General features: G+C 51.1%; 12 protein-coding genes, 1 tRNA gene and 1 rRNA gene. 12 read left to right on the top strand and 2 right to left on the bottom strand.

Features of this window, described 5'->3' with window-relative positions; all coding sequences use genetic code 11:
* The 10 genes from rrf to J2Z70_RS31665 form a co-directional block, all read left to right on the top strand.
* Nucleotides 1-75, top strand: a 5S ribosomal RNA gene (gene rrf, locus J2Z70_RS34050); the annotation flags it as partial.
* A gap of 358 nt (nucleotides 76-433) precedes the next feature.
* Complete coding sequence (gene guaB / locus J2Z70_RS31705; RefSeq protein ID WP_209879538.1) at nucleotides 434-1891, top strand: IMP dehydrogenase; 1458 nt, start codon at nucleotides 434-436, stop codon at nucleotides 1889-1891.
* 125 nt (nucleotides 1892-2016) lie between these two features.
* Nucleotides 2017-3411: a D-alanyl-D-alanine carboxypeptidase family protein gene (locus J2Z70_RS31700; protein ID WP_245368678.1), complete on the top strand. Its 1395-nt coding sequence runs from the start codon at nucleotides 2017-2019 to the stop codon at nucleotides 3409-3411.
* A gap of 120 nt (nucleotides 3412-3531) precedes the next feature.
* Nucleotides 3532-4413, top strand: a complete 882-nt coding sequence (gene pdxS / locus J2Z70_RS31695) for a pyridoxal 5'-phosphate synthase lyase subunit PdxS (protein ID WP_036724406.1) — start codon at nucleotides 3532-3534, stop codon at nucleotides 4411-4413.
* Nucleotides 4414-4431: 18 nt separating this feature from the next.
* Nucleotides 4432-5016 (top strand): pyridoxal 5'-phosphate synthase glutaminase subunit PdxT, encoded by a 585-nt coding sequence (gene pdxT / locus J2Z70_RS31690; RefSeq protein ID WP_209879532.1) that lies wholly within the window; start codon nucleotides 4432-4434, stop codon nucleotides 5014-5016.
* Nucleotides 5017-5106: 90 nt separating this feature from the next.
* Nucleotides 5107-6396, top strand: a complete 1290-nt coding sequence (gene serS / locus J2Z70_RS31685; RefSeq protein ID WP_209879529.1) for a serine--tRNA ligase — start codon at nucleotides 5107-5109, stop codon at nucleotides 6394-6396.
* A gap of 65 nt (nucleotides 6397-6461) precedes the next feature.
* A tRNA-Ser gene (locus J2Z70_RS31680) sits at nucleotides 6462-6550 on the top strand.
* 252 nt (nucleotides 6551-6802) lie between these two features.
* Nucleotides 6803-7144, top strand: a complete 342-nt coding sequence (locus J2Z70_RS31675) for a hypothetical protein (RefSeq protein WP_036724411.1) — start codon at nucleotides 6803-6805, stop codon at nucleotides 7142-7144.
* A 12-nt stretch (nucleotides 7145-7156) separates the two neighbouring features.
* Nucleotides 7157-7309: a small acid-soluble spore protein P gene (locus tag J2Z70_RS31670; protein WP_209879526.1), complete on the top strand. Its 153-nt coding sequence runs from the start codon at nucleotides 7157-7159 to the stop codon at nucleotides 7307-7309.
* A gap of 104 nt (nucleotides 7310-7413) precedes the next feature.
* Nucleotides 7414-8508 (top strand): DUF6612 family protein, encoded by a 1095-nt coding sequence (locus J2Z70_RS31665; protein WP_036724413.1) that lies wholly within the window; start codon nucleotides 7414-7416, stop codon nucleotides 8506-8508.
* 75 nt (nucleotides 8509-8583) lie between these two features.
* On the opposite strand, the gene J2Z70_RS31660 is transcribed toward J2Z70_RS31665, so the two are convergent.
* A complete protein-coding gene (locus J2Z70_RS31660) occupies nucleotides 8584-9159 on the bottom strand; it encodes a GNAT family N-acetyltransferase (protein ID WP_036724414.1) in 576 nt (191 codons plus the stop codon).
* 44 nt (nucleotides 9160-9203) lie between these two features.
* Nucleotides 9204-9707, bottom strand: coding sequence for a tRNA adenosine(34) deaminase TadA (gene tadA, locus J2Z70_RS31655; RefSeq protein WP_268748444.1), 504 nt, complete (start codon nucleotides 9705-9707; stop codon nucleotides 9204-9206).
* A 363-nt stretch (nucleotides 9708-10070) separates the two neighbouring features.
* Here tadA and J2Z70_RS31650 point away from each other — a divergent pair, with 363 nt between their 5' ends.
* A complete protein-coding gene (locus tag J2Z70_RS31650; protein ID WP_245368690.1) occupies nucleotides 10071-12344 on the top strand; it encodes an ATP-binding protein in 2274 nt (757 codons plus the stop codon).
* Entirely contained in the window at nucleotides 12331-13032 is a 702-nt protein-coding gene (locus J2Z70_RS31645; protein ID WP_209879523.1) for a pseudouridine synthase, read from the top strand. Before J2Z70_RS31650 ends, J2Z70_RS31645 begins: the two co-directional genes overlap by 14 nt.
* Nucleotides 13033-13080 lie beyond the last annotated feature (48 nt).

Below are 13080 nucleotides of genomic sequence, written 5' to 3'. Positions count from 1 at the left end.
AACACGACCGTTAAGCCCTCCAGCGCCGATGGTACTTGGACCGAAGGGTCCTGGGAGAGTAGGACGTTGCCAAGCACACAAGACCACTGTTGATTTCTCAACAGTGGTCTTTTTGTATATCCGGTGATGCCGCCGAAATTTGTTCTATTGTCCACTGGAGACGGACTTTAGTCCAAGAATTCGCTTACCGGAGGGCGGATTGCCTAATCCCTTCACAGAGCGGTGTAATATTCTTGACAGGCCAAATGCCCTTTGCTAAGATGGACAATAATATATTTTTGGACAAGCCTCTCAAACCTTAACAGAAGACACAATTATGTATAACTCCCAGGCCTCTACTGCTGTCTATCGGGTATGGACTTGACGCAGGAGTTTCTTTATTCATAAGTTGGCGGGCGGGTAGAGAAAAGAATTTAGAGGAGGAATGACCCAGGTGTGGGAAGATAAGTTTGGTAAAGAGGGATTCACTTTTGATGATGTGCTGCTGGTTCCGCGTAAATCCGAGGTATTGCCTAAGGAAGTGGACTTAACCACTGTACTCAGCAAGAATGTGAAGCTGAATATCCCTTTGATGAGTGCAGGTATGGACACAGTCACAGAAGCCGCTATGGCGATTGCTATCGCCCGTGAGGGCGGGATCGGCATCATTCATAAGAATATGTCCGTGGAGCAGCAGGCAGAAGAGGTGGACCGTGTGAAGCGCTCAGAGAGCGGGGTTATTACCAATCCATTCTCACTTACGCCGGACCACTGGGTATCCGATGCTGAAGTTCTGATGGGCAAATACCGCATTTCGGGTGTGCCTATCGTAAATGAAGAGGGCAAGCTTGTCGGTATTCTGACGAACCGCGACTTGCGTTTCATCCATGATTTCAATATTCAGATCAAAGAAGTGATGACTCATGAGAATCTCGTTACAGCTGCTGTAGGAACCACTCTTCAGGAAGCGAAAGGCATTCTGCAGCGCCACAAGATTGAGAAGCTGCCACTGGTAGACGAGCATAATATTCTCAAAGGTCTCATTACTATTAAAGATATAGAGAAAGCTATCCAGTTCCCCAACGGTGCCAAGGATGCTCACGGACGTCTGCTGGTTGGAGCGGCAATCGGGATTTCCAAGGACACGCTGGAACGGACTGAAGCACTGGTAAAAGCCGGTGTGGACCTGATTACCGTGGATTCCGCACATGGCCATCACATCAATATTATCGATGCAGTGCGTAAGCTGCGCGAGACTTATCCTGACCTAACCATCGTAGCCGGTAATGTGGCTACAGGCGAAGCTACCCGGGAATTGATTGAAGCAGGAGCCTCCGTAATCAAGGTGGGTATTGGTCCAGGCTCTATCTGTACTACCCGCGTAATTGCCGGTATAGGTGTTCCGCAGGTTACCGCGATCTACGATTGTGCGACAGTAGCCCGTGAATACGGCATTCCGGTGATTGCAGACGGAGGAATTAAGTACTCTGGAGAGATTACCAAGGCCATCGCTGCAGGTGCTGCTGCAGTCATGATGGGAAGCCTGTTCGCCGGTACAGAAGAGAGCCCGGGAGAGTCGGAAATCTACCAGGGACGTAAATACAAGGTATACCGCGGCATGGGCAGCATGAGCGCCATGAAGCAGGGCAGTAAAGACCGTTACTTCCAGGATGATGATAAGAAGCTGGTACCGGAAGGCATTGAGGGCCGAGTCGCTTTTAAAGGGCCATTGTCTGACACGGTTCATCAATTGATTGGCGGACTGCGTTCCGGTATGGGCTATTGCGGAACGAAGACATTAGAAGAGCTGCGCAATGATACCTCGTTCATCCGTATCACTGGAGCAGGCCTGCGTGAGAGTCATCCTCATGATGTACAGATCACCAAGGAAGCTCCGAACTATTCTCTATAAGCCGGGAAGAATCGCCTATTTTGTTGACAGGCAGGACTAATTTAGTCCTGCCTGTCTTTTTTTGCAGATACCCCTGTGTTAGAATAGAACAAGCACTGATTTGAGGATTAAAGGAGAGTTAATCATTGAAGGCCAAGCGAAAACTAAGCAGTAAGCAAATTGTGATTAAGACAGCGACAGTAGGTCTGCTTTTAAATATGTTGGCATTTCCTGCGGCTTCTGCGATGGCAGAGGCAGTAACTAAACCGGCTACAACAGAGGCTGGAACCAAGGCGGCGGCTGCCCCTGCCAAAACGGCAGCAGCCAAGATTCCAAGTGTGGAATCGCTGGGACTGAATGTGAAATCTGCAGTGCTGATTGAGCCTACTACAGGGGAGGTTCTGCTCTCATTTAATGCAGACCAGGCGATGCCTCCGGCGAGTATGACGAAGATGATGACAGAATATCTTGTAACTGAAGCTGTAAATAGCGGCAAGATCTCCTGGGACCAGAAAGTTGCTATTCAGGAGAATGCGTCCAAGCAGATCGGGTCTCGGATTTTTCTGGCAGCGGGCGATGAACATACGGTTAAAGAACTCTACATAGCGATGGCGGTAGGCTCTGCCAATGATGCTACAGTTGCTTTGGCTGAACTGGTAGCTGGCTCGGAGCAGCAGTTTGTGACCCAGATGAATGAGACCGCACAGAAGATGGGCATGAAGACGGCTTATTTCATTAATTCCACCGGTCTGGACCGGAAGGACATGCCTGCTAAATACCGGCCTGAAGAGGACCGTGAGACGGTAATGTCTGCGATGGATGCAGCGATTCTGGCCAAATATATTGTCACCGATCATCCGGAGTTTACAGATTTTACGACAATTCAATCGTATAAATTCCGCGAGCGTGATTCGAAGCCGATGATTAACTACAACTGGATGCTGGAAGCCAACAAGAATATCCCCAATTTCAAGGCATACGCTTATCCGGGCCTGGACGGACTGAAGACAGGACATACCACTAACGCCGGTAATTGCTTCACGGGTACTGCGGTGCGTGACGGCATGCGTCTAATCAGCGTAGTTATGGGAGCGGACTCTGAGGCCCACCGTTTCACCGAAACGAAGAAGGTGCTGGATTTTGGCTTCAATAATTTCGAGATTAAGCAGGTAGTTGCGCCTAAGGCTGTGATTGCCGGCACTGAGACTGTGCCTGTGCTGAAGGGCAAGAATAAAGAGGTATCCGTAGTAACGGATGCTGGTGTAACATTCATGGTCCCTAAGGGTACTGTATCGCCGCAGATCAAGACCACTGTGGTCACGAATGATCCGGCTACGCTGGTCGCACCGATTGCCGGAGCCAGCAAGGTAGGTAAGGTCACGTACTCCTATAAGATTGAAGGAATGAATCAGACGCAAGAGAAGACGGTGAACCTGATTACTGCCGAGGAAGCGGAGAAGGCGGGCTGGTTCAAGCTGCTGCTGAGAGCCATAGGTGATTTTTTCGGTGATCTGTTCAAAGGAATTAAAAATCTGTTCTAACCTTAACAGGTGCACAGGTACTAGCTTCACGACAAAATCCCAGTAAATAGGTTGTATATATTACAGCCTTGCGGTAAAATAACATGTTAGATTAGGTTAGATCTAACGGGAGGCGTAGATATGGAAACAGGAACATCGCGAGTCAAAAGAGGCATGGCAGAAATGCAAAAAGGCGGCGTCATTATGGACGTCATGAATGCAGAGCAGGCGAAAATTGCCGAGGCCGCAGGCGCAGTAGCCGTAATGGCCCTGGAGCGTGTACCTTCTGATATCCGCGCTGCGGGTGGTGTCGCACGTATGGCCGATCCTACTATTGTAGAAGAGGTTATTAAGGTAGTGAGTATCCCTGTAATGGCCAAAGCGCGGATCGGTCACTATGTGGAAGCCAAGGTTCTCGAATCTCTGGGTGTAGACTATCTCGATGAGAGTGAAGTGCTAACTCCTGCCGATGAAGTGTTCCATATCAACAAACGCGAATTCACGGTTCCTTTTGTATGCGGAGCCAAGGATCTTGGGGAAGCGCTGCGCCGGATTAGCGAAGGGGCCTCCATGATCCGCACCAAGGGTGAGCCGGGAACCGGCAACATCGTGGAGGCTGTCCGCCATATGCGCCATATCAACAGCCAGATCCGCAAGGTGACCGGCCTCTCGCTTGATGAGCTATATCATGAAGCTAAGACGCTGGGTGTTCCGTATGAGCTGCTGCTGGAGGTTCATGAGCTGGGCAAGCTGCCTGTCGTTAATTTCGCTGCCGGTGGTGTAGCTACGCCTGCCGATGCCGCGCTCATGATGCATCTGGGTGCTGATGGGGTGTTTGTCGGCTCCGGGATTTTCAAATCGGACAATCCTGAGAAGTTCGCCCGTGCCATCGTCGAAGCGACAACCCACTTCACGGACTACAAGCTGATTGCTGAAGTATCCAAGAATCTGGGCGCTCCGATGAAGGGGATTGATATCGCCACGTTGTCCCCGGCTGAACGCATGTCGGAACGCGGCCGATAATAGAGAGAAGGCTTCCGGATGAGAATTGGAGTGTTAGCGCTTCAAGGCGCTGTTACAGAGCATATTGTCAGTATTGAGAAGACCGGCGCGCAGGGCCTGCCTATTAAGCGTGTAGAGGAGTTAGACAGGGTAGATGGTCTGATCATTCCCGGCGGTGAGAGTACGACGATTGGCAAATTGATGCGCAAATATGGCTTTATTGAGGCTGTTCGTGAGTTCGCGGGTCAAGGGAAGCCTATTTTCGGCACATGCGCCGGGATGATCGTTCTGGCGAAGCGGATTGCCGGAGACGAGGCCGGTCATCTGGAGCTGATGGATATTACCGTGGCCAGGAATGCCTTTGGCCGCCAGCGGGAAAGCTTTGAATGTGATCTCGAGGTTAAGGGGATTGCTGAGCCTGTGCGGGCGGTATTTATCCGCGCTCCGCTTATTGAAGAGGTGGGTCCTGATGTTGAGGTGCTTACGCTCTATAAGGATGAGATTGTAACGGCGCGCCAGGGCAATCTGCTGGCCTGCTCGTTTCACCCGGAATTGACTGATGATTACAGGCTGCATCAATATTTTGCCGACATGGTAGAGGACCGTATTGCAGCCAATCTATAGAACCGCATATAAGGACACTTTGACTCTTTCAAAGCTGCAAACAAAACAGCATTTTGAAAGAGTTTGGGCTGTTTTCAGGAGGGAAACTTTGTGTTAGATGTTAAAGTATTGCGCAGCGATTATGCAAGAGTAGAAGAGGCACTGAATAAAAGAGGAAAGTCGCTGGATTTGATTGCCGGCTTCCCGGCTCTGGATCAGCGCCGCCGTGAGCTGCTTCAGGAGACAGAAGGGCTCAAGAACCGCCGGAACACTGTATCCGGAGACGTAGCCAAGAAGAAGAAGAACAAGGAACCGGCTGATGATCTGATCGCAGAAATGCGTACGGTATCTGACCGGATTAAGGAATTAGATGATGAGGTGCGTGAGCTTGAGGTCAAAATTGACGAGCTGACGATGAGCATCCCGAATATTCCGCATGAATCGGTGCCGGTAGGTACCTCCGAGGCAGACAATGTCGAAGTGCGCCGCTGGTCAGAGCCTACAGAGCTTGGTTTCACTCCGAAATCTCACTGGGAGCTGGCGCAGCAGCTGGATATCATTGATTTTGAGGCAGCGGCGAAGGTTACGGGTTCCCGGTTTGTCTTCTATAAAGGACTGGGTGCCAGATTGGAACGTGCCCTGATCAATTTCATGATGGACCTGCACAGCGGGGAACATAACTATGAAGAGATGCTGCCGCCTTATATTGTTAATAAGGACAGCCTCTATGGAACGGGACAGCTGCCGAAATTCGAAGAGGATCTGTTCAAGCTGCGGGATACAGAGTATTATCTGATTCCTACGGCGGAAGTGCCTGTGACGAACTATTACCGTGAAGAGATTATGACAGCTGGCGATCTGCCGAAGTATCATGTGGCCTATAGCTCTTGCTTCCGCTCGGAAGCCGGTTCTGCCGGACGCGATACCCGTGGTCTAATCCGCCAGCATCAGTTCAACAAGGTGGAACTGGTGAAGCTGGCCAGCCCGGAGAGCTCCTATGAGGAGCTGGAGAAGATGACAGCCGATGCTGAGCGTGTCCTGCAGCTTCTGGGACTGCCCTACCGCGTCCTGCTGCTCTGTACGGCAGATATGGGCTTCACCTCTGCCAAGACGTATGACCTTGAGGTGTGGCTGCCTGAGAGCGGCATGTACCGCGAGATCTCCTCATGCTCTAATACCGAGGACTTCCAGGCGCGCCGGGCCAATATCCGTTACCGCAAGGAGCCGAAGGCGAAGCCTGAATTCGTGCATACGCTGAATGGCTCTGCCCTGGCTGTAGGGCGTACGGTAGCAGCTATTCTGGAGAATTACCAGCAGGAGGACGGAAGTGTGCTGATTCCGGAATGCCTGCAGCCGTATATGCGTAATGTGAAATCCATTTCTGCAAAAACAGCTCAATAATAATAGTTGCATATTATTTGCGGGGCGTGGTATAATTCCTAATGCATGTGAAATTTCAGTGCATTGGAGAGGTACCGAAGCGGTCATAACGGGGCGGTCTTGAAAACCGTTAGGGTGCAAGCCCACATGGGTTCGAATCCCATCCTCTCCGCCATTCCTTTACATCTAAATAAGTGCAGATAGAAGCCGTTCTCTCAGGAGGACGGTTTTTTTGTCTGAAATATAAGAATTTATATTTTTCACGCTATAAATTATCCTTCTATTTCTCGCCAAAACGGTACCGTCCTTTAAAAGGACGGCAATGCCGTTTCCACTTGCCAAGGCCTCTTTTTCACAGAAGCGGTTCCAACGGGAATAAAAAGCCGTCTTTCTCCGCAATGTATTAGAGAGGAGGCTGATAATAAAGATGGACCGACAATTGCAAGTAGATCAGCAGAGTCTGGTGTCTGCCTGGCAGGAGCGGCTGCCGGAACTGATGGAGAGTGGGGACAGCTTCAGTGTGCAGGGGGATGCGGCGAACCAGAACAGTCTGCTCATCCATTTCAATGCAGCGGGACGGCAGGGGTATTCTCTGGATTTCCGCTGCACCTATGTGGATAGCCGCGAGGTTGCTGTAGATTTGCTTGACGCCGAACAGGCCGGGGTACACGCGGATGAGCAGCTGGATGCTGTTCAGCTTTTGGCGCAGCAGTATACGAGACAGATTCATGAGTGCGCACAGGCCCTTCAGGGCTTAACTAATCCATAGGAGGTAATCGAAGTGAGCAAACCCAAGAGCATGCCTCTACCCGGCGTACAGCAGGACAACCAGGGGCCCCGCAAGGAGCACCATTCTTCAGGTCCGGCGCCGTTATCCGGGTCTAAAAAGGTGAAGCAGGCCAACCATGTGGACCATAATAATCCGCAGGGTTAAACACATTTAACAATGAAAATGAAGAGAAATGTTTCTCATAATTGCCAAATGGTTTATCATTAGGGAGGGGAAAGAAACTTTTTACATGGGAGAGGAGAAAAATAATGAACAAAAAGTGGGGGTTATCCGCTGCCGCGTTACTGTTAACTGCTGCAGTAATTCTGCCGGGTTGTGCAAAGAAAGAGGAGCCGAAGGAGGCTCTGACTTCAGCTGCAGCCAAAGCTACAGCTATGACATCTTACGAAATGAAGAGTAAGGTGGTCATTAACGATCTGACGATAGACACCGGTACTAATGAGGCTGACGCTTCGACGGGTCAGATTCTAAGCATGCTTAAGAATGCAGAGCTTACGATTGATGGAGTCTATCAGGCTGAGCCGATGCAGACAGAGCTTACAACGGTTCTGAATCTGAAGGGGGATATGGCTATGTCCTTCACGGTTCCGATGGTTATGTCCGGACAGAAGCTGTACGTCAAAGTGCCTTCGATTCCGTTCCTGCCGATTCCTGAGACGATTGTCAATAAATTCGTAGAGGTGGATCTGAAGAAGCTGGCCGAAGAGCAGGGAACAGAATTCAATCCTGCGCAGATGGATGCACAGAAAGTGCAGAAGCTGTCGAATGAAGTGATGAATACGCTGCTGGGCGAGTACGATGAAGCGAAATACTTCAACAATATCAAACCTAAGGATGCCGGCCTGCCTGAAGGCGTAGATGCCAAGCAGGTGGTTCAGTTCCAGGTAACCAATGATAATGTCAAAGAGGCGCTTACGATCCTCGTGAACAACGCATTGCCTAAGATCATGGATATTTTGAGTAAGGATGAATATAAAGATCTGCTGCAGGTTGACTCCGCTGATCTGGCCAAAGCCAAGGAAGAGCTGCAATCCAGCGAAGCACGTGCCGAGTTTGATAAGAGCCTGGCTGATCTGAATAAATATCTTACCATTAACCAGTTCCACCTGAACACTGCGGTTAATAAAGATGACTATCCGGTATACCAGGATATGCTCATGGACATCAAGGTTAATGATCCTGACAAGGGTGAGAACGTTACCTTATCTATGAATGCAAGCAACCAATACAGTAAGATCAATGAGAAGCAGACCTTCAAGATTGGCATTCCGCAAGGCGATGATGTCATTACTCTGGAAGAGCTGCAGCAGCAATTCGGAGGCATGGGTACGGGTACTTATTAATACCATAGTTCCGCACGCCAAAAACCCGTATGAGCATATTGCGCTCATACGGGTTTTTGTGTGGACATATGAAGGTTAAGGGGATTCCTGTCCCTCTGGCAGGAATTCCTCAGCCAGAATGGCGTAGGTGCGGTGATCCTGCCATTCGCCGTTGATCCGGATGAAGCGGCGCGCGAGTCCTTCGGCCTGGAAGCCGTTCTTCTCCAGCACTCTGCGTGAACCGGTATTATGGGGCAGGATGGCAGCCTGTACCCGGTGAAGCCCCAGAGAGCGGAAGGCATACCCGAGGATCAGGTGTACGGCGGCACTGGTATAGCCTTGCCCCTGCTGCTCATGATCGATCAGATAGCCGATATCGCAGAATTGACCGACTCCCCGCACTACATTGGAGATCGTAATCTGGCCGATCAGCTCGCCGCTGAGCAGATAAATCCCGAACATATACGCGCTGTCCTGCTGCGCATCCAGGATACGCTGGTTAATCAGCTGCCGCTGGCTCTCCAGGGTGAAGTAGTCTTCACTGCGCAGGGGCTCAAATTGCTGGTGTGCGGTTCGGTTACGCAGACGGAGGCTAAGCAGCTCTTCGGCATCCGTAAGCTCCAGCAGCGAGAGATAGATCCCCTGTGCATTGTTATACAGCTTGTACGACATCTGGCATTCTCCTTATGAGCATAATATAAGTGTTAATGGGCGTTCTAGAGCTTCGCAGGCCGCTTCCGCAGCTTGCGGAAGAAGGAGGTCAGCAGCTCCGCGCATTCCTCCTGCAGCACGCCCTGGATGACCTCTGTACGGTGATTAAAGCGAGATTCCTCCAGCAGGTTCATCAAGGTCCCTGCACAGCCGGCTTTGGGGTCTGGAGTGCCATACACGGTGAGTGGCACCCTGGACTGCACCATCGCTCCTGCACACATAGGACAAGGCTCCAGGGTAACATAGAGCTGGCAATCGAGCAAACGCCAGGAGCCCAGGGCTGTACTGGCTTCCCGGATCGCTACCATCTCCGCATGGGCAGTGGAGTCAAGAGTCGTCTCACGCAGATTATATCCGCGGCCTATAATTTGGCCTTCGTGGACGACCACGGCACCAATCGGCACTTCGCCCAAGGCCTCGGCCTTGCGGGCTTCTCCTATCGCTTCTGTCATCCAATGTTCATGAATGGCCCGCTCCTCCGCCGGCAGTTCTTCAAGCCTGGTATTCAAATGCATCTTCCCTTCTTCTATGCCCATTGTACAACGAACAAATATTCGTTCTTAACAAATTGTGGACAACTCTGTGGATAACGGCCGACTTATACACAAAATTGTGCACATCGCGATTTGGCAAAATGTTTATATGTGCATAACCTGTGGATGGTTTCTTACCTATTGTAGTGAAACTGCCCCGATAATTCAATATCTGCCAGCACCCGGCTGTGGGGAAAGGCCTTTTCAAATGGGAGGGCAAAAGGTATGATTATGTTGAATGCCCGCTAGGATTTACCAGCGGATAAGAGGTGAACAATACGCTTGTCCATAAAAACGAAATTATCAGCGATTATATTTGGCTCGGTGCTCTTAATCTTGATGCTTAATCTTTCGCTCAATCTTTATGCTGCCCGGAATAATCTGCGTAATGAGAGTGTAAGCAACATGAAGATCACTGCGAAGCAGGTTGCAGTATCGGTGGAGCAGAGCGGCTACAGCTCGAATTACGTGCAGGATAAAATTGCCCAGAACCTGCGCTTGACCGCCATTCTGGCGTCCTATGAGCTGGACCCGGATATCAGGAATATTACCAATCAACAATTGAAGGCGCTATCCACCAAGCTGGGGGTGTCGAATATCTCTCTGCTGGTGAAGACTGCGGATGATATTATCGTAGCCAAATCTTCAGATCCTGCAGAGATTGGACTTTCGACCAGAGGCATGGGTTTTTGGTATGTGGCTTTTCTGGAGCTGTTTGCAGGCCAGCGGGTATCTGTCGATCAGGGGCAATCCCTGGAGAATTTCTGGTCCGGGCCGTTTGAATATTCAACCTCCAATCCGGAGTATATTGATAAATGGGGTTATTATTATGACGGGGCACGCAATTATATCATAGATCCGTTCGTCCGGAGCACAGCGGTAAGCGATTATGTCAAAATTATGAGTCCCGATGAGATCATCCAGGAATCCAAAGCTGTAAATCCCGGAATTCTGGAGATTACGGGAATCAATCCGAAGACCTTCGGGGCCTCAAGCATGCTGCCTGATGGTACAGATCCCAAGAACACGAAGCTGCGGAACCGCCCTATTCAGTACGGAACCTATTCCTACGGCAATATTGCAGAGGACAAGGCGGCAATCCGTGAAGCATTGAACAAGGGCGAGCCGGTAACGCTGGATACGAAGGCATTGGGTAAAAGAGTACTCAAAAGCTTCATTCCGATTGAGCGGCCGGGAGCGGCGGATTATGTGATCAGTGTAGTCATGGACTACCAGGCGATCTCCTCAGTCATCCGCGAGCAGCTGTTCAATAATATCACCACCTCGGTCCTGCTGCTTATTATCTTTCTCTTGGCGAGTTATGTCCTGGCGGGTGTTGTTACACGCCCGATTCAGGATATACTGGCTAAGGTCAATGATGTGGCCAAGGGCAAGTTCGAGCCCCCGCTTAATGTATCCAGCCGCGATGAGCTTGGACAGCTGGCCCAGCGCATTAATGCGATGACCTCACATCTGCTGCAGCACACGAACCGGCTGGGGCAGACACTGGAGGAGAACCGTGCGGTTAAGGAGCATCTGGAGTCGGTCATTAACGGCACTTCGGATGCCATCCACACGGTGGATATGGAAGGGCGGATCATTAGTACGAACAGAGCGTTCGAGGATCTCTATGGATGGGGCGCTGCGGATGCTCTGGTCAAGCCGCCTTATCTGGTTCCGGCCACTGTGCAGCAGCAGGAGAGTATACGATTGCAGCAGCTTAAGGACGGGGCATCTCTGCCGCCTGTGGAGACCGTCAGGCTGAAGCGTGACGGTTCCCTGGTAGAGGTCAGCGTCAGCAGCTCGGTTATCCGGGATGAAGAGGGCCAGCCGCAGTCGGTTGTCCATGTATCCCGTGACATGACCGAGCGCAATCGGATCGAGGAGCTGCTCAGACGCTCGGAGAAGCTGACTACAGTCGGCCAGCTTGCCGCAGGCGTTGCCCATGAGATCCGTAATCCCTTGACCACCCTGCGGGGCTTCCTGCAGCTTCAGCAGGAGAAGAAGGTTCTCGTTCCGCTGCATATAGATCTGATGCTCTCGGAGCTGGACCGGATCAATATGATTGTCAGTGAGTTCCTGATTCTAGCGAAGCCGCAGGCTGTTCATTTCCAGCAAAGGGATCTGCGGCATATTGTCGGCGATGTCATCTCCCTGCTGGACAGTCAGGCCCACCTGTTCGGCATTGAATTTACCACACATTTCTCGGGAGTACCCGCCATGGTGCACTGTGAGGAGAATCAGCTGAAGCAGGTATTTATCAATGTAATCAAAAATGCGATCGAAGCGATGCCGGACGGGGGAACGATTACGGTGGAGCAGCAGGAGCAGGATGATTCTGTGGTTGTTGTGATCACGGATGAGGGCGGAGGCGTCCCTGAGGATATGCTGCCCAAGCTGGGAGAACCGTTCTTTACGAACAAAGAGTCCGGAACCGGTCTCGGCTTGATGGTCAGCCAGCGGATCATTCAGGCCCATAAGGGCAGCCTGGAGATTAGAAGCGAGTATGGCCGGGGGGCACAGGTAATTATCAAGCTGCCTGAAGCGAAGGAGCCAGTACCTCCGGCCGTTATGAATATAGAACGGAGTGAAGACGAACATGAGAATCAATAAATTCATCAGTGAGACAGGCTATTGTTCACGCCGTGAAGCAGACAAGCTGGTCGAGGGAGGGCGGGTCACCATCAACGGGGAGCCCGCTATGCTGGGCAGCCAAGCCGAGGCCGGGGATATTGTCCTGATTGACGGACAGCCGCTTCAGACGGGCAGCAGGATCGTGTATATCGCCCTTCATAAGCCGGTTGGCATTACCTCTACTACAGAAGCACATATTCAAGGCAATATTGTCGATTTCATAGGGCATGAGGAGCGGATTTTCCCGATCGGGCGGCTCGACAAGGATTCAGAGGGATTGATTCTGCTGACCAATGACGGTGACATTGTTAACAAAATTTTACGCGCAGAAGGCAAGCATGAGAAGGAATATGTGGTCACTGTAGATCGACCCGTCACGCCTTCTTTTCTGACCGGGATGTCCACCGGCGTGAAAATTCTGGGCAGTAAGACACTTCCCTGTGAAATTACGCGTATTAGTGAGCGGGTATTCCGTATCGTGCTGACTGAGGGCAAGAACCGGCAAATCCGCCGCATGTGCAGTGCCTTCGGTTATGAAGTCCGGCGGCTGCAGCGCATCCGGGTAATGAATATCCGCCTTGGCGCACTGAAGACCGGAGAATGGCGGGAGCTGTCCCAGGAAGAGAAGCAAGAGCTGGGGGCTATGCTGAACTATCAGCTGCAATAAGATTATAATGCCCATACCTATAATAAGAGCTGCTCCGATAGACCCTGG

This window comes from Paenibacillus silagei, assembly GCF_017874735.1.
In the GTDB taxonomy this organism is placed as follows: Bacteria; Bacillota; Bacilli; order Paenibacillales; family Paenibacillaceae; genus Paenibacillus_AQ; species Paenibacillus_AQ silagei.
Note: the sequence above shows the minus strand (reverse complement) of the source record. Positions and strands in the feature narration are given on the sequence as shown.